The sequence below is a fragment of the Devosia sp. T2-14 genome, assembly GCF_055397495.1.
This window is the reverse complement of record NZ_AP027921.1, coordinates 510772-529503: the sequence shown is the minus strand read 5'-3', so window position 1 is coordinate 529503 and position 18732 is coordinate 510772. Positions and strand designations below refer to the sequence as shown.

General features: G+C 63.7%; 17 protein-coding genes and 1 tRNA gene. 5 read left to right on the top strand and 13 right to left on the bottom strand.

Annotation, left to right across the window (positions count from 1 at the left end):
- Position 1 precedes the first annotated feature (1 nt).
- The 6 genes from flhA to fliF form a co-directional block, all read right to left on the bottom strand.
- Entirely contained in the window at positions 2-2140 is a 2139-nt protein-coding gene (gene flhA / locus ACZ5WT_RS02550; RefSeq protein WP_464285823.1) for a flagellar biosynthesis protein FlhA, read from the bottom strand.
- Positions 2141-2230: 90 nt separating this feature from the next.
- Positions 2231-3598 carry a sigma-54-dependent transcriptional regulator FlbD gene (gene flbD / locus ACZ5WT_RS02545; protein WP_464285822.1) on the bottom strand — a complete coding sequence of 456 codons (1368 nt, stop codon included), beginning with the start codon at positions 3596-3598 and terminating at the stop codon, positions 2231-2233.
- Positions 3599-3609: 11 nt separating this feature from the next.
- Entirely contained in the window at positions 3610-3900 is a 291-nt protein-coding gene (gene fliN, locus ACZ5WT_RS02540; RefSeq protein ID WP_464287140.1) for a flagellar motor switch protein FliN, read from the bottom strand.
- Between the two features lie 56 nt (positions 3901-3956).
- Positions 3957-4622: a FliH/SctL family protein gene (locus ACZ5WT_RS02535; RefSeq protein WP_464285821.1), complete on the bottom strand. Its 666-nt coding sequence runs from the start codon at positions 4620-4622 to the stop codon at positions 3957-3959.
- 3 nt (positions 4623-4625) lie between these two features.
- The gene (gene fliG, locus ACZ5WT_RS02530) at positions 4626-5702 is read right to left on the bottom strand and encodes a flagellar motor switch protein FliG (protein WP_464285820.1); all 1077 of its coding nucleotides are present in this window, start codon (positions 5700-5702) and stop codon (positions 4626-4628) included.
- A gap of 4 nt (positions 5703-5706) precedes the next feature.
- Entirely contained in the window at positions 5707-7341 is a 1635-nt protein-coding gene (gene fliF / locus ACZ5WT_RS02525; protein WP_464285819.1) for a flagellar basal-body MS-ring/collar protein FliF, read from the bottom strand.
- 158 nt (positions 7342-7499) lie between these two features.
- Here fliF and ACZ5WT_RS02520 point away from each other — a divergent pair, with 158 nt between their 5' ends.
- Complete coding sequence (locus ACZ5WT_RS02520; RefSeq protein WP_464285818.1) at positions 7500-8123, top strand: glutathione S-transferase family protein; 624 nt, start codon at positions 7500-7502, stop codon at positions 8121-8123.
- Positions 8124-8198: 75 nt separating this feature from the next.
- On the opposite strand, the gene sciP is transcribed toward ACZ5WT_RS02520, so the two are convergent.
- The 3 genes from sciP to ACZ5WT_RS02505 all read right to left on the bottom strand — a co-directional run bounded on the left by sciP (position 8199) and on the right by ACZ5WT_RS02505 (position 10861).
- Entirely contained in the window at positions 8199-8477 is a 279-nt protein-coding gene (gene sciP, locus ACZ5WT_RS02515; RefSeq protein ID WP_035102845.1) for a CtrA inhibitor SciP, read from the bottom strand.
- 203 nt (positions 8478-8680) lie between these two features.
- Positions 8681-9406, bottom strand: coding sequence for a flagellar hook assembly protein FlgD (locus tag ACZ5WT_RS02510; protein WP_464285817.1), 726 nt, complete (start codon positions 9404-9406; stop codon positions 8681-8683).
- A gap of 12 nt (positions 9407-9418) precedes the next feature.
- Entirely contained in the window at positions 9419-10861 is a 1443-nt protein-coding gene (locus ACZ5WT_RS02505; RefSeq protein ID WP_464285816.1) for a flagellar hook-length control protein FliK, read from the bottom strand.
- 320 nt (positions 10862-11181) lie between these two features.
- Between ACZ5WT_RS02505 and mnmA the strand changes: the two genes are divergently transcribed.
- Positions 11182-12333, top strand: a complete 1152-nt coding sequence (gene mnmA, locus ACZ5WT_RS02500) for a tRNA 2-thiouridine(34) synthase MnmA (protein ID WP_464285815.1) — start codon at positions 11182-11184, stop codon at positions 12331-12333.
- A 12-nt stretch (positions 12334-12345) separates the two neighbouring features.
- On the opposite strand, the gene ACZ5WT_RS02495 is transcribed toward mnmA, so the two are convergent.
- A complete protein-coding gene (locus tag ACZ5WT_RS02495; protein ID WP_464285814.1) occupies positions 12346-12549 on the bottom strand; it encodes a hypothetical protein in 204 nt (67 codons plus the stop codon).
- Positions 12550-12704: 155 nt separating this feature from the next.
- On the opposite strand from ACZ5WT_RS02495, the gene ACZ5WT_RS02490 reads away from it, so the two are divergent.
- On the top strand, positions 12705-13265 hold the full coding sequence (locus ACZ5WT_RS02490) for an RNA polymerase sigma factor (protein ID WP_464285813.1): 561 nt from the start codon (positions 12705-12707) through the stop codon (positions 13263-13265).
- Entirely contained in the window at positions 13262-15274 is a 2013-nt protein-coding gene (locus ACZ5WT_RS02485; RefSeq protein WP_464285812.1) for a vWA domain-containing protein, read from the top strand. Before ACZ5WT_RS02490 ends, ACZ5WT_RS02485 begins: the two co-directional genes overlap by 4 nt.
- Positions 15275-15313: 39 nt before the next feature.
- Here the strand turns inward: ACZ5WT_RS02485 and ACZ5WT_RS02480 are convergent, their stop codons facing one another.
- Both ACZ5WT_RS02480 and ACZ5WT_RS02475 read right to left on the bottom strand, forming a co-directional pair.
- Complete coding sequence (locus tag ACZ5WT_RS02480) at positions 15314-16246, bottom strand: diguanylate cyclase domain-containing protein (RefSeq protein ID WP_464285811.1); 933 nt, start codon at positions 16244-16246, stop codon at positions 15314-15316.
- Between the two features lie 258 nt (positions 16247-16504).
- Positions 16505-17455: a ring-cleaving dioxygenase gene (locus tag ACZ5WT_RS02475; RefSeq protein WP_464285810.1), complete on the bottom strand. Its 951-nt coding sequence runs from the start codon at positions 17453-17455 to the stop codon at positions 16505-16507.
- 249 nt (positions 17456-17704) lie between these two features.
- Here ACZ5WT_RS02475 and ACZ5WT_RS02470 point away from each other — a divergent pair.
- A tRNA-Met gene (locus ACZ5WT_RS02470) sits at positions 17705-17781 on the top strand.
- Positions 17782-17912: 131 nt separating this feature from the next.
- Here the strand turns inward: ACZ5WT_RS02470 and ACZ5WT_RS02465 are convergent.
- Positions 17913-18626, bottom strand: a complete 714-nt coding sequence (locus tag ACZ5WT_RS02465; protein WP_464285809.1) for a LuxR C-terminal-related transcriptional regulator — start codon at positions 18624-18626, stop codon at positions 17913-17915.
- Positions 18627-18732 lie beyond the last annotated feature (106 nt).

The window sequence follows — 18732 nt, the reverse complement described above, 5'->3', positions numbered from 1 at the left end:
GCTAGACGCTGCCGACCGTCTTGAGGCGGATGCGGGGGTGGACCTCGTTCTGGCTCATCACCACGGTCTGCGGGCGGAAGCGCTCGATGATGGAGCGGACATGCGGGCGGATGGCGGGCGAGGTGATCAGCACCGGCAGCTCGCCCTGCTGGGCGGCGCGTTCAAAGGCCTGCTGAATGGCGGCGATGAACTGCTGCAGGCGGCTGGGCGCCATGGCCAGGTGCCGGTTGTCGCCTTCGCCAACCATGGCCTCGGCGAAATCGCGCTCCCATTGCGGGCCCAGGGTCAGCAGCGGCAGGTTGCCGTCGGGGCCCATATTGGCGGCGCAGAGCTGGCGGGCGAGGCGGCTGCGGACATGCTCGGCAATGACCTGCACCGACCGGCCGGGGCCGGCGATCTCGGCAATGCCTTCGAGAATGGTCGAGAGGTCGCGGATCGAAATGCGCTCGTTGAGCAAAGCCTGCAGTACGCGCTGCACGCCTGATACCGTGATAAGGCCGGGGACGATATCTTCCACCAGCTTCTGCTGGTCCTTGGGCAGGCCTGCTAGCAGGGACTGCACGTTGGAATAGCTCAACAGGTCCGCGACATTGGCCTTGAGCACTTCGGTGAGGTGGGTCGAGATCACGGTCGAAGGATCGATGATCGAGAGGCCGCGCAGCTCGGCTTCGTCGCGCAGCGCCGGTTCGATCCAGGTGGCGGGCAGGCCAAAGGTCGGCTCGGTGGTGTGCGTGCCCGGCAGGTCGATCTGGTTGCCATAGGGATCCATGACCATCAGTTGATTGGCATAGATCTCGCCGGCGCCTGCTTCGACTTCCTTGATGCGAACCTTGTAGACGTTGGGCTCGAGCTGCATGTTGTCGAGGATGCGGACGGGCGGCATGATGAAGCCCAGTTCCACCGCCAGCTGGCGGCGTAGCGCCTTGATCTGCTCGGTCAGGCGGTCGCTGCCGTTCTCGTCTTCCTTGACCAGCGCCAGCAGCCCATAGCCGAGCTCGAGCTTGAGCTCGTCGATCTTGAGGCTGTCGGCGATTGGTGGCTCGGCACTGGCGGCAGCGGCCCCGGCGGGGCTGTTGGCGGCCTCGAGCGCGGTCTTGGTCGCAGCTTCAGCCTTGGCGACGTCCTTGTTGCGAGCGGCGCGCCAGGCGACATAGCCGACGCCACCGGACAGCGCGAGGAAGGGCAGGATGGGCATGCCCGGCAGGAAGGCCAGCATGCCCATGACGGCCGAGGACATGCCCAAAGCGCGGGGATAGCCGGTGAACTGGGCCGAGAGGGCCTTGTCGGCGGAGCCGGAAACGCCGGACTTGGAAACCAGGATACCGGCCGCAGTCGAAACGATCAGCGCGGGAATCTGGCTGACGAGGCCGTCGCCGATGGTGAGCAGGGTGTAGACATTGCCCGCTTCCTGGAAGCTGAGGCCTTCCTGCATCATGCCGATCAGGATGCCAGCCGACACGTTGATGAAGGTGATGATGAGGCCGGCAATAGCGTCGCCGCGCACGAACTTGCTGGCGCCGTCCATGTTACCGAAGAAGGCGCTTTCGCCTTCCAGCTCGGCGCGGCGCTTCTTGGCGGTGTCTTCGTCGATCAGGCCGGCGGAGAGGTCGGCGTCGATAGCCATCTGCTTGCCGGGCATGGCATCGAGGCTGAAGCGGGCGGCCACTTCGGCGATACGGCCCGAGCCCTTGGTGATGACGATGAAGTTCACGATCACCAGGATGATGAAGACCACCGTTCCGATGACGAAATTGCCACGCGTCACGAAGTTGCCGAAGGCCTCGATGACGTGGCCGGCCGAGGCGGTGCCGTTGTGGCCCTCGCTGAGGATCAGGCGCGTTGTCGCCAGGTTGAGACCCAGCCGCAGCATGGTGGCGATCAGCAGGACTGTCGGAAAGGCCGAGAATTCCAGCGGCTTCTGAATGAACAGCGCCGTCATCAGGATCATCACCGAGAAGACGATGGAGATCGCCAGCAGCATGTCCACCAGCAGTGGCGGCAGCGGCACGATGAGGATGACGATGAGGCCCATCACACCGGCGGCAAGGGCGATATCGCCCGAGCGCAGCAGGTCGACGACAGACGTGACCGAAGGAACCTTGAACGAAGACTGTGGGCGGCCGGCCGGCATCTCGCTCATGCGGCCACCCTAGATTTGGTCAAGCCGGCCCCTGCCGTCCCCATTTGGGGGCGGTTTGCAGCGCAGGAGGGGGCGGCCAGGTGTTTCAAGCTATGCGACGCTCCGCCGTTCGCCCGGTTCGGGCACGTTGGTCCCCTCATCAGCATATTGGTTGAGCTTGTTGCGCAATGTCCGGATGGATATCCCCAGAATATTGGCGGCGTGGGTGCGGTTGCCCAGCGTGTGATCGAGGGTATCGAGGATCAGGTCCCGCTCTACATCGGCCACGGTGCGGCCCACCAGGGCCCGCGACATGGTCTCGGCGGTCTGGGCGAGCTGGGACGACAGCGAATTGGCGCTGGCGGCCTCGGTCAGCCCCATGCCGTCCGGCAGCACGATGGCTTCGGGGCCGATAATGTCGCCCGAAGACAGCAGAACGGCGCGGTGCAGGGTGTTTTCGAGTTCGCGCACGTTGCCGGGCCAGGGCGCCTGGAGCAGCGCGCCACGAGCTTCTGCGGAAAGCTGGCGGGGCGGCAGACCATTGGCCTTGGCATATTTGGCAACGAAGTGTTCGGACAGCGCCGCGATATCGCCGGGGCGATCGCGCAGGGCCGGGAGCTTGAGGTTGACCACGTTGAGGCGGAACAGCAGGTCCTCGCGGAAGTTGCCTTCGCGCACCGCCTCGCTGAGATTGCGGTTCGAGGTGGCCAGGATGCGGATGTCGACGGGCACGGGTTTGCCGCCGCCAACGCGGTCGATCAGGCGTTCCTGGATGGCGCGCAGCAGCTTGGCCTGCAGGCGGACATCCATTTCGCTGATTTCGTCGAGCAGGAGCGTCCCGCCCGAAGCTTCCTCGAACTTGCCGATACGGCGAGCAATGGCGCCGGTAAAGGCACCCTTCTCGTGGCCGAACAGCTCGGACTCCAGCAGCGCCTCGGGGATGGCGGCGCAGTTGACCGAGATGAACGGCTTGCTCGCGCGCTTGGATCGCGCGTGCACGTATTTGGCGATGACTTCCTTGCCGGTGCCGCTCTCGCCGGTGATCAGGATCGAGGCGTCGGAGCCGGCGATCTGGTCGGCCATCTTGACGACGCGTTCCATGGCGGGGTCGCGGAACAGGAATTCGGAGCTGTCCCGGGCGACAGCGGCGATGACGGCAGAGATCAGCTCGGCATCGGGGGGAAGGGGGATGTATTCCTTGGCGCCGGCGCGGATGGCGTTGACGGCGGCGGCGGCATTGGCTTCGACGCCGCAGGCCACCACCGGAATGGCAATGCGCTCGGCTTCGAGGCCGGCAATCAGCCCGGCAATGTCCATCACCACATCAACCAGCAGCAGGTCGGCGCCGCGTCCGGCGCGCAGGGCGGCCAGGGCGATCTCGACCGAAGGCGCATGGGCGACCTTGGCACCGCCATTCATGGCCATCTTGGTGGCTTCGCTGAGTTGGCCTTCGAGGGCCCCGATGATGAGCAGGCGCATCGCGGTCTCCCTTACTGTGGTTTGATAATTTCGGTCATGGTGACGCCGAGCTTGCTCTCGACCAGCACGATTTCACCACGTGCCACGAGGCGCTCGTTGATGAAGATCTCGACCGCCTCGCCGACCTGACGGTCGAGTTCGATGACAGTGCCTGTATCGAGGCGCAGCAGGTCGCTGACGGGCATCTTGGTGCGGCCCAGCACGACCGAGACGCGCACCGGCACGTCGAACACGGCTTCGAGGTCGGCGGCGTTGCGCTCGACATAGACTTCAGGGCCACCGGGGCGGCCGGGGGGCAGCATCTCTTCGAGCGAGAGGCCTTCCTGGGTGGTGATGTCGTCGCCGGGATCGGAAGCGCTCATGGGCGGCTCTCCTGCTGTTGCGTTGCCCCAGATTTGCGTGCGGCAAGGTAGGCTGAAATCTTGGTGTCGATGTCCTTGGCGGTCGTCGCGATATCGCGCACGAGGCCGCCTTCGACCCATTCGAGGCGTCCGTCACCCAGGCGGATGTCGGGATCGCCCATGACGACGAGACGGCCGGAGAAGCCGGATGTCTGCATGTGGTTGGTCGCGATGTCGCGAATGGCGTCGGCAATCGCGGGATTGCAGCGCACCACCAGGTGCGGCACGCCGCCCAGGCTCTGCATGCATTCCCCGATCAGTGCGTCGAGCTCGACGGTGGGGTAACGGGCGAGCAGGTGCAGCGCCAGCTTGCGGCCGATGCTGGCAGCCAGCTCGACGGCCTCGCGGCGGGTATTGGCGCTGGCATCGTCAAGCGCTGCCGCCATTTCGGCAGTCTGCATGGCCAGCGTGCCGGCTGCGGCGGCCAGCGTCTGCGCGGCGACCGAGGCGGCATTGCGTTCGCCGGCGGCCACGCCTTCGGCATAGGCCTCCTCTCGCGCCTGCGCGACCAGCTGGGCCACGAGGAATTCGGGGATGCTCGGCTCGGGCTGGGCCGCGATGTGGCCGTGGCCGGGGCGTTCGGCGAGGTCGAGATCGAAGGTGTAGCGGGCAGGGGATGCCATGGGTTACGCCACCATCTGATCGTCGGCCTTGGACTTCAGGATCAGGATTTCGCCCTTGGCGGCGAGATCCTTGGCCGTGGAGACCATGCGGCCCTGTGCTTCGTCGACATCCTTGAGGCGCACGGGGCCCATGACTTCCATATCTTCCTTGAGCAGCTTGGCGGTGCGACCCGACATATTCTTGAAGAAGGATTCCTTGACCGTCTCGTTGGCGCCCTTGAGCGCCAGAGCGAGGTCCTTCTTGTCCATCTTGGTGAGCAGGGTCTGGATCGCCGAGGATTCGAGCTTTGCCAGGTCTTCGAAGGTGAACATGAGCGCCTTGATGCGTTCGGCATCGTCGCGGCTGTGTTCCTCGAGCGTGGTGATGAAGCGGGCTTCGGTCTGACGATCGAAGCTGTTGAAGATTTCGGCCATCTGCTCGTGGCTGTCGCGGCGCTTGGTGTGGTTGAGCGTCGACATGAATTCGGTGCGCAGGGTGTTCTCGATCTTTTCAAGAATTTCCTTCTGCACGGGGTCGAGGCCGAGCATGCGCTGCACCACGTCCATCGCCAGTTCCTCGGGCAGAACGGCGAGCACCTTGGAGGCGTGATCGGTGGCGATCTTGGACAGCACCACGGCGATGGTCTGGGGATATTCGTTCTTGAGGTAGGCGGCCAGCACGTCGGCCTGCACGTTGGAGAGCTTTTCCCACATGTTGCGGCCGGCCGGGCCGCGGATTTCTTCCATGATGGAATCCACCTTGTCCTGCGGCAGGAAGCTAAGCAGCAGGCGTTCGGTGGAATCGGTGTTGCCCGACAGCGAACCGTTGGTCGAGATCGTGGTGACGAACTCGATCATCAGATCATCCAGCATTTCCTGGGTGATCGGGCCAAGGCGCACCATGGCGCGGCTGAGCTGCTTGACCTCAAGGTCGTCCAGCTCATCGAAAATCGGCTTACCATAGGCGGGGCCGAGGGCCAGCAGCAGGGCAGCGGCCTTTTCGTCGCCGGTCAGGACGCGCTGGCTGGCGGCATCGCCAACGATGAGCTGCTTGGGGCCGTTAGTATCGATGAGATCGGTGGATTGGGGCATGCTGGCCATGGAACTACGCTGCGCTACCCAGCCAGTCGCGCACGATCAGTGCTGCCTGGCGGGGGTTTTCTTCAACTAGGGTGCCGACGGTTTTGAGGGTCTGAAGCTGGGTCTCGCCCATGGACTTGGCGTTGGCGACCCAAGCCGGGGTCTTGTCGCGGGGCTCTTCTTCTTCCAGCTGATCGGCGATGAGTGTGCCATCGGCGCCCAGCAGGCCGTGCTGGCCCACTTCGGCGGCGGTCGGCAGGGCCAGGGGGGCGGTCTCGGGGGTCAGCACCTTCTTGAGCAGCGGGCGCATCACGAAGAAGACCAGCGCCAGGGCGATGAGCAGGGTGACGGCCATTTCGGCGCCATTCATCAGGTCGTCTCGGGTGAAGTCGAGCAGGCCGCCGGTGGCGTCCGTGCCGGCCGGAGCAATGCCCGGACGTTCGGCAAACTGCATGTTCACCACTTCGACGCTGTCGCCACGGGTTTCCGAATAACCGACGGCCGAGCGGACGAGGGTGAGTATCTGGGAGATTTCGTCGGCCGAACGGGGCGCATAGACCGGATTGCCCGAGGTGTCGGCGGAATAGACGCCATCGACCACCACGGCCACGGACAGGCGCTTGATCGCACCGGCTTCGGTGACGGCGGTCTGGGTGGTCTTGGAAATCTCGTAATTGGTGACTTCTTCGGACGTCGTGCCCTGTTCGGTGGTGCCGTTGCCGGTATTCTGGCTGGCGCCGGGCAGTTCGTTGGCCACGGTCACCTGACCATTGGCGCCGCCCGAGAGGTTCTCGGTTTCGCGCAGCTGGCTGGAGCGGACGACCTGACTGTCGGGGTCGAAGGTTTCCTGGGTGGTGGTCGAGCGGTTGTAGTCGATCTCGGCGGCGACTTCGACGCGGGCGCGGCCCGAACCGACGACATTGGCAAGCATGTCCTCGACGCGGGTGCGGATGCGATTCTCAAAGCTCAGCGTGCGTTCGGCGGCCAGGCCCGACATGGCGCCCTGGTCCTCGTCGCCACTGCCCGACGCGAGCAGGTTGCCCTGGTCGTCAACGATCGACACGCGGGTCGGGGTCAGGCCCTCGATGGCCGAGGCGACCATGTGCTGGACGGCGCGGATTTCGCTGTTGGACAGCTCGCCGCGCACCGACAGCACGATCGATGCGGAGGGAGCGGTGCGCTCGCGGCGGAACAGTTCGCGTTCGGGCAGCACCAGGTGCACGCGGGCGGTCTTGATGCGGGTCAGCGAGGTGATGGTGCGGGCCAGCTCGCCTTCGAGGGCGCGGACATTGTTGATGTTCTGGACGAAGCTGGTGGCACCCAGCGTCGACTGCTGGTCGAAAATCTCGTAGCCGACCTGGCCGCGCTGGGGCAGGCCCGAACCGGCCAGCGTCATGCGGGTGGTGGTGATCTGATCGCGGGGAATCAGGATAGTGTCGCCTTCGCCGCGAAGCTCGAAGGGCACGTTCATGGTCTGAAGTTCAGACACGATGGCCGACGAATCCTCGAGGCTCAGCCCGCTATAGAGCGGCGCCAGGTTTGGCGTCTGCGCCCGCATGATGAGGAAGCCGAAGAAGCCGAGCATCAATACCGCCACAACGGCCATGGCTGCCAAGCGGGGCAGGCCTATGCGATTGATCAGCTGAGTAAAGTTATCCACGCGGCGCTCGATTCGGATGTGGCCACTACGACGCAAACGCGTGAGACGACCGGTCGGCAAAAATTACCTACCAGATGGTAAACATTGTCTTAACCATCAGTATCAGTTTGCGAATTCCGGCAGAAAATGCCCACCTAAGTTGAAAAAGGATGAAGGCGATGATGAAGGTTCTGGGACGGGTCACCTCGATCAATGTCCGCAAGGTGCTGTGGGCGCTCGACGAACTGGGCCTGCCCTATGAACGAGAGGACTGGGGCCTGCCGCTGCGCGATCCCAAAGTGCCCGAGTTTCTCGCGCTGAACCCCAATGGGCAGATCCCCGTGCTGATCGACGGGGACTTTTCGATGTGGGAAAGCAACGCCATCCTGATCTACCTGGCGGAGAAGGCCGCGGATGGCCGCCTGCTGCCCTCCGACCTGCGATTGCGGGCCAAGGCGCTGCAATGGCTGGGCTGGCAGGTATCTGACCTCAATCCGAGCTGGACGTATGCGATCATGGCGCTGATGCGCAAAGTGCCCGGCTATGACGATCCCCACCGCATCGCGGAATCGATAACCCGGTGGACGGCGCGGATGGATATCCTGGAAGCCCAACTCGCCAAGGGGCAGGGCTTCGTGGCGGGCGGGCAGTTCACCATTGCCGATATCGCGATCGCCCTGTCGCTGCATCGCTGGTTCCGCCTGCCGGCCGAGAAGAAGGCCATGCCCGCCGCACAGGCCTATTACGAGCGCATGATGGCCCGCGAGGCTGGTGCACGCTGGATGACGGACGCAATGCCCTAGTTGCAGGGCCAAGACAACACAAAGCCCGCCGGGTGAACCCGGCGGGCTTTGAATAAGTTACCCTGATCGTCGCAACTAACCTTCGCGGTAGTGCTGGATCCAGGTGGTGCGCAAACCAGCGAGGCCATGCTTGTCGATGGCGGCCTGCCAATTCAGAAATTCGTCGACACTCAAGGTGTAGCGGTCACAGGCCTCTTCGAGGCTAAGCAACCCGCCGCGAACGGCAGCGACGACTTCGGCTTTACGGCGGATGACCCACCTCCGCGTGTTGGCGGGGGGAAGGTCTGCAATCGTGAGCGGACTTCCGTCCGGACCGATAACGTACTTTACGCGTGGGCGCATTTGTACGGTCATTTTACTCTCTACTCAACCTGACCATATGAGGAAGAGAGTAGGCCAACGGCCTTAAAAATCGACTAAGGGGAAACTTACAACAGGTTAAGAATGATCTTGGATTTCAAGGCATTGAATCAAGTCTTGGCGGGGCGCCCGGACCATTGAACCAGACCATACTATAAGAGAGTAAATGGCGCCCGGACGCGGGCGCCAGATCGCGGTCAGGCGGGCAGCTGCCCGGCCTCGGGTTCATCCGGCTTGGGCTCTTCCGGCTTGGGCGCTGCCGTGACGTCGGGGATGCGCACGTCGGTGACGTCGACGATGGAAACGCGGCGCGAGCCGACGGTGAGCATCGGCACGTCGCCGGTGAAATCGACCGCCGTAACAATGCCGATCGAGGCGGTGCTGATCTTGACGTCCTTGCCGTTGGCGTCCTTGCCCTTGATGTCGATCGTATAGATGCCGTTCGGCTTCATGTTGCCGTCGCTGCCCTTGCCGTCCCAGCGGAAGGTGCCGGGGCCGGAGCTGATCGGGCCGGTTTCGGTATAGACGATTTGGCCGTTGGCGTCCTTGATGGTCACGGTGGCATTGGCGGCATTGGCATTGGCACTATAGGCCCAGAAGGCGGCATTGCTGCCGCTGAGCTCGCCCGTCTTGCCCGATGAGGTCACTTCCTTGCCGATATAGGAGACCGCCTCGGACTTGGCGGTGTTCTGGCTCGACAGCATCAGGGTTTGCAGGAAGTCGTTGGTCTTGAGCTGCTGCTCGACGCCGGTGAACTGCACCAGCTGCTGGGTGAACTGGTTGGTATCCATCGGATCCAGCGGGTTCTGGTTCTTGAGCTGGGTGGTCAGGATGCCCAGGAAGGTGTCGAAGTTGTCGGCAATGGTCGAACGCGAGTTCGAAATTGCGCCATTGGGGGCTCCGGAAACGCCATTGACGGCCATGACACCTACTCCTTACGCAATGATGTTGACGCCGCTGGCGCTGAGGCTGCCGCGGTAGAGGTTGACGGTTGGCACGGGCGTTTCGTCGGCCTCGGCCGTGTCATCGCCACCGAACAGGGACCCGCGGCCATTGCCGTCCTGGCCCTGCTGGCCGCCACTGAAGGGGTTCTGCTTCAGCGAGAATTCGAGGTTGGTCTTGGCGCCGTCGAGACCGGCCTGCTGCAGGGCGCGTTCCAGCCCGCGCTGGTCGCGCTGCATCAGGTCGAGCGTTTCAGACTTTTCGACGGTGAGGCGCGCATTGACCTGACCGGAGCGGTCGATTTCCAGCCGCACGTCGATCTTGCCCAGTTCGGGGGGATCGAGCCGGATCTGGAAGCGCGTATTGCCCTCGCTGGCCTGGCGGACCACTTCGAAGGCCAGCTGGGGCAGGTTGAGCTGCTGCTGGCTGGTCTGGTAGCCGGCCTGCACGACGCGGGGCGCGGCCACAGCGTCGGCGCGGCCCAATTGGGCCGGCTGGGTGACTGCCTGCGGCTCGGCCTGTTCGACCACGGCCGCTGCGGCGGCAGCAGGCGGGCGAACCTCGGCGGGCTTGCGCTCGTCCGGCTTGGCGGCAGCGGGCTCGATGGCCCGGGGCGCCTCGGAGGCTTTGCCGGTCAGAACCGACTCGGTGATCTTGAGTTCGGGTGTGCCCAGAGCGGGCGGTGCCGCGGCTTCGGATTTGGCGGTCGCACTGGCGAGCCGGGCGACGGCGGCGTCGAGATCGGCGTCTGCGTCGATGCTGAGCTGGAGCGAGGCGCGCTGTTCGGCCGTCATCTCGTCTTCATTGAGCGCGACCAGCAGCGCCGCGAGCTTGTCGCCAATCGACTTGAGCATCTCGGCATTGGCGTCGGCGGGCGTGCCCTTGAGCAGGTTCTCGGCCATCGGGCCCAGCGCCTCGGTGAGGCGAGCCGCAAAGCTGGTATCGCCCGGCTGCGCCTTGGCGAGCAGGGCGGTCAATTCATCGAGCGATGGCAGCTTGTCGAGGTCCAGCCCGAGCGCGTCGGCAATATCGGTCAGCGCAGCGTTGAGCTGCTGCAGCATATCGGGGTCGATCGGCTCGCCTGCATCCAGCTTGGCCTGCAGGTTCGCCAGGCCATTGATCAGATCGGTCAGGGCCGGGCCGGTTTCCACTGGCGCTTCGATGGGCACGATGACGTTCAGCGCCGCTGCGATGGCTTCGGGGTCGTTTGGCTGCTGGCTGCCTTCGCCGCCAAAGCCGAAGGCGAGATCGACCAGCCCGCCAGCGGGCGTTTCGTTTGCGGCCGGGGTGGTTTTTTCAGACTGCGATCCCGCGCCAAGCAGGGCGGCGAAGGCATCGGTTCCCGCGCTGTCATCGCCTGCGCCGCCGGAACCATTGAGGTTCCGGCTGGTGCTGACGCCGGCATTGGTAGTGGTTACGGTCAGATGTGATGCCACGAAGGCGGCCCCGCGGAAAAAGAGACTGGTCCGCAAGAGGCAATGCAAGCGCGGTGCCAAGTTGGCGCGGTGAGGTAATAACCTTGAAAATCATGGGGTTGTGCCGGTCTTGACGCGTTCGGCCTGGTGGTCGCGGCCGGGTAAGAACGGCAAGAAGGACAAGTGAGCGGCACTTTTTGCCGGGCGGCATGAGGAATAGGCGCTCCCGATCTCCTGCCACGCCCCCCATGGCAACGGATGTTGCGGGGCTCCGCTTATGGGGGTAGAAAGCGCCTCACATTCGTCCGCTGGCCCTTGAACCCACCCGGATACAGGAAACTATGTTGAACTCGCTTGATATTGCCAAGCGCCCTGAAGACACGCGCGTTGTCGTCGCGATGTCCGGTGGCGTGGATTCTTCGGTCGTGGCGGGCCTGCTGGCCCGTCAGGGCTATGACGTCGTCGGCGTAACCCTGCAGCTTTACGATCATGGCGAAGCGACGCACCGAAAGGGTGCGTGCTGTGCTGGTCAGGATATCCATGATGCGCGCCGTGTGGCCGCGACGCTGGGCATTCCCCATTACGTGCTCGACTATGAAGAGCGCTTCAAGAAGAGCGTGATCGCCCCCTTCGCCAATGCCTATCAGCAGGGCGAAACTCCGGTGCCGTGCATTGCCTGCAACCAGTCGGTCAAGTTCGTCGACCTGCTGGAAGTGGCGCGCGACCTGGGCGCCGATGTTTTGGCAACGGGCCATTATGTGCAGTCGCGCCTGGGTGAAGATGGCCGCCGCCAGCTGTTCCGCCCGGTCGATGCCGAGCGCGACCAGACCTATTTCCTGTTTGCGACCACGCAGGAGCAGCTCGACTATCTGCGCTTCCCGCTGGGCGGCATGGGCAAGGCCGAGGTGCGGGCGCTGGCGCGCGACATGGGGCTGGAGATTGCCGAAAAGCACGATAGCCAGGACATCTGCTTCGTGCCGCAGGGCAAGTATGCCGACATCATCCGCAAGATGCATCCTGAAGCCCTCGCCACCGGCGAGATCGTCCATCTCGATGGACGGGTGCTGGGAACGCATGAAGGCATCGTCAATTACACGATCGGCCAGCGCAAGGGCCTAGGCGTTGCCGCAGGCGAGCCGCTCTATGTGGTCAAGCTCGAGCACAAGACCGGCCGGGTGATCGTGGGTCCGCGCGAGGCGCTCAAGACCCACACCGTGCGGTTGCGCAATGTGAACTGGCTGGGCGCGCGTCCGCTGGCGGAAGTGAGCCTGGGCAATGGTGCGCCGGTCGAGGTCAAGGTGCGCTCGACGCGCGGCCCGCAACCGGCAGTGATCCAGATGCGGGACGGCGAAGTGTATGTGACGCTGGTGAGCGGGGAATACGGGATTTCGCCCGGCCAGGCCTGCGTTTTCTATGCCGATGACACGGCCACGTCCGAAGTGTGGGGCGGCGGCTTTATCGCCGAGGCCGTGCCGCAGGTCTTTGCAGCCTAAGCTGCTCGCCGCCTAGTTGGCGGCGGGCGCCGGCGCTGGGGTCGTCTCAACAACTGCCGCTTCCTTGGCGGCATTGTTGGCGTCCTTGAGGGCCTGATAGGAGCCCAGACCACCCAGGCTCGTCGAAATGACGATCAGCAGCGCAAGCGCGCCGAACATCAGCAGGATGATGCGCGATCGGGTGAGCGTGAACGGGCTCAGCTTGGGTTCGTCCATGGGAGTGTACCTTTCGTTTCCCGGCAGATAGGCCTTTGGCGCGGCGATGTCACGCTTCTCGGGAAAAAACTTGCCGCCGGACCCAAGGACTTGTGCTGCAGCGCCGTCCTAACCTTAGATGACAGCGTCTTCATGGGCATTGGATGTATGGTGCAGTGAGCCTGGGGTTGGTCGCATCGGAGGGCAGGGAACAGGCGCAGGCGGTGACGCAGGCGCTGGTCGTGCGCGCGCGGAATGGCGACCCCGATGCCTTCGGCGAGCTGATCGAGGGGCATTATGACCTGATCTATCGCACCGCCTGGAAATGGTGCGGCAGCCGGGCGGATGCCGAAGATGTCGCACAGGATGTCTGCGTCAAGCTGGGTGGCGCGATCGCCGGCTTTGACGGCCGCTCGGCGTTTTCGAGCTGGGTCTATCGCATCACGCTCAATGCTGTGCGAGACATGCAGCGGGCGGGCAAGACCCGCGGCAAATATGCCGAGGCCTTTGCCGAAGTGTCGCCCGAGGACCATCCGGCCGAGCAGGAAGATGCGGCGACCAGCCGGCAATTGTGGGATGCGGTCCGGCGCCTGCCCGACAAGCAGCGCGATGCGGTGCTGCTGGTCTATGCGGAAGAATTGAGCCACGCAGCGGCCGCCGAAATCATGGGCGTGCGGGAGGCCACGATTTCCTGGCACGTGCACGAGGCCCGCAAGACCCTGAGGGGGCTGCTATGAGCAGTGACATGCAGAACGACAAGCTGAACCAGCTGGGCAAGGGCCCGGTTCCGGCGCCAGGCGCCGAGGCACGGCAGCGCGCGCTGGCGACTGGCCGGGCGGCTTTTGCGGCAGCGCAGACAAAATCTCAAACCACACCCCAAGGATCGACCTGGGGGCAGCGTCTTACGTCCATCATCACTTCCTTGAAAGGAAACAAGATCATGGACATGCGTCTCCCCATCGGCACGGCTGCCATTGCGCTGTTGATCCTGCCGCTCGGCTACCAGCTTTATACGACGACCTCGATGACCCCGCCGGTGAGCGTGGAGACCCAGCCGGTTGCAACGACGGCAGCTGACGCGGTGGCCGAGGTTGCGGCGCCCGAACCCATGCCAGCCCAGCAGAGCGTCGAGATGGAAAGTCTCGCTGTGCCCGCGGCCGATGCGGCGCAGATGTCCAACCGGGTTGCCGCGGCACCACCGGCGCCGATCGCGCCGTCGCCCATGGCCGTCGGCACCAGTGCCAAGACGCTAAATATGGGCGCGGCGGCCCCCATGGCCGAATCCTACATGATGCCCGCGCCATCGCTGGCCATGCAGGAAGCAAGCGGCGACGAATTCACCAGCTTCGACGAGCAGCGCCTCAAGGTCGCGGCCGAGGAGCCGGTGTCCACGTTCTCGATCGATGTCGATACGGCCAGCTATGCCTATACCCGCCGCATGCTGGAGGATGGCTATGTGCCCGAGCCCGACGCGGTGCGCGTCGAGGAGCTGATCAACTATTTCCCCTATGACTACGCGCCGGCAGACAGCGCCGCCGTGCCGTTCAAGCCAATGGTGGCGGTTTATCCGACGCCGTGGAACCCCAAGACGCAGCTGCTGCATATCGGCATCAAGGGCTATGTGCCCGCGGCCGAAGAGGTCAAACCCGCCAATCTGGTCTTTTTGATCGATACGTCGGGTTCGATGGACGAGCCGGACAAGCTGCCGCTGCTCAAGCGCGCCTTTGCACTGCTGGTCGATCAGCTTTCCGAGCACGACACGGTTGGAATCGTGGCCTATGCGGGCTCGGCCGGGGTGGTGCTGGAGCCGACCGAGGCGGGGCAAAAGGCCAAGATACTGGCCGCGCTCGATGACCTCTCCGCCGGTGGCAGCACTGCCGGGGCCGAAGGCATTGCGCTCGCCTATCGCCTAGCCGAGCAGGCCAAGGTGGCGGGGGGCACCAACCGGGTGATCCTGGCGACCGACGGAGACTTCAATGTCGGGATCGATGATCCCGAGGCGCTCAAGGACTTCATCAAGGTGCAGCGCGAGAGCGGGGTGACGCTGTCAGTGCTCGGCTTCGGCATGGGCAATCTCGATGATGCGACCATGCAGGCGCTGGCCCAGACCGGCAACGGCAATGCCAGCTACATTTCGAGCTTCCGCGAAGCGCAGAAAGTGCTGGTCGAGGAAATCGGCGGCACGCTCGACATGATTGCCAAGGACGTGAAGGTCCAGGTCGAGTTCAATCCGGCGCAGGTCAGCGAGTACCGGCTGATCGGCTACGAGACGCGGGCGCTCAACCGGGAAGACTTCAACAATGACAAGGTCGATGCCGGCGATATCGGGGCGGGCCACACGGTCACGGCGATCTATGAGATCACCCCGGCCGGCTCGGATGGCGAACTGGTCGATCCCTTGCGCTATGGGCAGGCCACGCCAGCACCGGCGGGGGATGGTGAAATTGCCTTCCTCAAGATGCGCTACAAGCTGCCCGAGAGCGATGTCAGCCAGCTCATCGAACAGCCGGTGACACCAAGCGTCGTCTATGGCGACATCGCCGAAGTCAGCGACGACATGCGGTTTGCCGCTGCGGTGGCGGCCTTCGGACAGAAGCTCCGGGGATCGAGCTATATCGGCGACATGAGCTGGGACGCGATCGCGACGCTTGCCAGGTCGGGGCGCGGCGAGGATGAGGGCGGCTATCGTGCCGAGTTCCTGCAGCTTGTCAAAACCGCCTCGCTGCTCAAGCCGGACGCAAAGTAAGTGCTGGCGACGGGGTGGATTTGGCCGCCCCGTTGCCCATCAGGCCCGGCCGCCGTCGAACACCACGCGCAGGCCCGCACCAAAGGACTTGGCCTGGTACATGTTCTGGTCGGCGCGGGTCAGCAGGGATTCCGGCGTATCGGTCTGCGGATCGAAGGTTGCTGTGCCGATGGCGGCACCGATCTCGAGCATGTGGTCGTCGATCCGCATTGGCACGAAAACCTGCTCCATGATGCGCTCGAACGCCGCGAGCGCCGCCGACATGTTCTCCGGCGCGATCCTGAACATGACGATGAATTCATCGCCCCCCAGGCGGGCCACGAAGTCGCCCTGCCGGCAGGCAGAGGTCAGGCGAGCGGCCAGGGTCTGCAAGACCCGATCACCCATGGCGTGACCGAGCCCGTCATTGATCGCCTTGAAGCCGTTGAGGTCGATGAAGGCGAGCATCAGGCACTGTGTGTCGAGATGGGCATCGCGGACGCAGGCACGGATATGGTCATCAAAGGCCGAGCGATTGGGCAGGCCGGTAAGGGCATCGGTGCGCGCGGCCTTGATCAGCGCCTGTTCCATCTGGCGCTGCAGGTTCACCCGCACCGAGATGTCGAGAATGATCTCGACGTCATAGGAGCGGTCGCCCACCTCGGTGCGCTGCGCCGAGATCAGGGTTGGAATTACGGTGCCATCGACGTGGCGCAGCTCGACTTCCTCGAGGCGGTAGCCGCCTTCCTCATCGAGCAGGCGGCGGCGTTCCATGCGGGCGGGATCGGAATAGTCCGTGCCGGACGCGATAACCCTGGTGCCCTTGATCTCATCCCAGGTGAGCCCCGTCAGGCGCAGATAGGCGTCGTTGACTTTGACATAGCTGGAATTGTCGAGGCTGCTGGTGGTGATCGCCATGGCCACCGGAGCGAACTCGAACATGCGCAGGAGCATGGCCGCGAGCGTTTCCTTGGAAATCTGGTCATCACTCATCGTCAACTCGCCCAAGCCGGAATGGCAGCCAACCTTCATCATGGCCGTGGGTGTGTTGACTATGTGCTAACCGGTAGGCAAGTCGTGGCGGTTCTCACCGCCTAAAAAGTCTTTTCTGTGAAGAACTTGCAGAAGAGCAACGCGTTTCCACCCAGTATTCTGATGTCGGGCGGCGTGCATGGCGCCATTTTGATTTCAATTCACTATTCCCGGCAAGAAAAAGGCCCCCCGCCGTGAAGCGGGAGGCCATGTCTGGATTTAGACGAGGGGCTTGAGGCCTGCCTCGATGCTGGCCCGGCGTCCTTCGAGGAACGGGGGCAGAGCGAGGCTTTCGCCCAGGGATTCCATCGGTTCGTCGGCGGTGAAGCCGGGAACGTCTGTGGCAATCTCGAACAGAATGCCATTGGGCTCGCGGAAGTAGAGCGAGGTGAAGTAGTAGCGCTCGACTTCCCTGCTCGAGCGGAGACCAAACTGGCCCACCCGCTCGACCCACTGGCGCAGGCTGTCCTGGTCCGGCGTGCGGAAGGCGACGTGGTGCACGCCACCGGCGCCCGGACGAGCCGCCTTGAGGCTCGGATCGACAACCACGTGCAGTTCGGCACCCGGGCCGCCCGGGCCCATCTCGAAGACATGGGTTTCGGCGGCGCCATTGGCAGCGGGATAGCTGCGAACCTTGCGCATGTTCATCACCTGGGTCAGCACGGCCTCGGTACGATCAAGACGCGGAACCGCCATCGAGATGGGGCCCAGCCCGATGATCTGCCGCTCGGCCGGAACCGGCGACTTGGCCCAGGGAATGACCTTGTTGGCCTCATCGATCACCATGCGGAAGCGCTGGCCTTCAAAATCCTCGAAATCGAGGGAGAGGCGGCCGTTGCGTTCCTTGATCGCACTGGTGCCGACATTCTTGCCCTGCAGATATTCCTTCCACCAGTTCAGGCTGTCCTCGCTATCGACGCGCAGGCCGGTGCGGCTCACCGTGTGGTTGCCGCGCTGTTCGCGTGGGGCGTCAAAATCAAAGAAGGTCAGGTCGGCGCCGGGAGAGGCCACGCCATCGCCATAGAACAGGTGATAGGCGGTGGTATCGTCCTGGTTGACCGTCTTCTTGATCAGCCGCATGCCCAGCGTCTGCGTGTAGAATTCGAGGTTCTTCTTGGCCTCGGCGGTGACCGCCGTGAGGTGATGGATGCCTCCGAGTTCGAGCGTCATTTTCAGTCTCTCCTGATGCGGGGCGGGTGTTCGCGCCGTGTTGAGATGAATGTAGTTCACTCAGCGTGGCTTGGGGAGCGCGCCAATCCCAACAGACTGGTGTCGAATTTTGAACGATCTGCCGTTGATGGACGGAACCTGTTGATGGTATGAAAAACAGCACTGAATCTTGTCGGGGTAGCGACTTGACAGCGCGTCGTGCTAAACTTAGGTAAGGCGCGTCGGCGGGCAACCCCGGCAGCCACTTGTGGCGGAGTAGCTCAGTTGGTTAGAGCGGCGGAATCATAATCCGTGTGTCCCCAGTTCAAATCTGGGCTTCGCTACCATTCAAAAACGCCGGAAATCCTCAGGGTTTCCGGCGTTTTTCTTTTTCACCCGAACGTAGTCTTGCGGCATGAGGCAAGCCTGCGCTGAGGCATGGAAGTCAGTCGGAAATGCGAACGGTCGGGCTGGTGTGCTAGCGGCCCGGGAGCAGGGCGACGGCCTGTGCGCGGGTGGAGACGCCTAGCTTCTGCAGGATTTCGGACATGTGATAGGCGACGGTGCGCGGGGTGCGCCCGGTGATGACAGCGATTTCGCCGTTGGTCTTGCCCTGACGGGCCCAATCGAGAATCTCTGCCTGCGCGTCGGTCAGGGTGGCCAGGGCCGCAGGGGTAGGGGCGGGCGCCGATTCGATCAGTCCGAGGGCGCCGGCGCGCAGCATTCCGGCCTGACCGATCACATAGATGGCGGTGGCGGTGTCGGCTGTAATCGCGCTGACGGTGTAGGAGACGGCGGTAATCGCGCTCATCACGCCCGGCCGTTGCGTCAGTGGCGCCGTGACGCCTCCCTGAATGCCATTACCCACCAGATAGTTGGCATACTCGCCAAACTGCAGCGACTCTTTCCACTCCTTGGGCGACCAGATCTTGGGCTGGCCATAGCCGGAGGCATAGGCGAGCAGGGGATCTTTCTCGAACTGGTAGTGAAGGGCATATTCGGTGATGCTGGGCACTGACCATGTGGTCAGCGTCGGTTCCAGGATCAGTTCCTCGGCACGGCGCTTGTGGCAGGCGAGATTGAAGCTGTCGAAACCGAGCCCGTGCAAGCCGGAATGGACCCGCTCTAGCAGGGATCCGGGGTCGTCCGCTTCGCCAATGTGGCTAACAACGCGAGCTACATAGTCCAGCATGTGCCTACGACTTGAGCAATGTGCTCAATAAAGTAACGAATCCCCCGTCGGGCAACATACCGATCACAGATCAGATTGCAACTGGTCACTCTACCAGTCGGGTCGT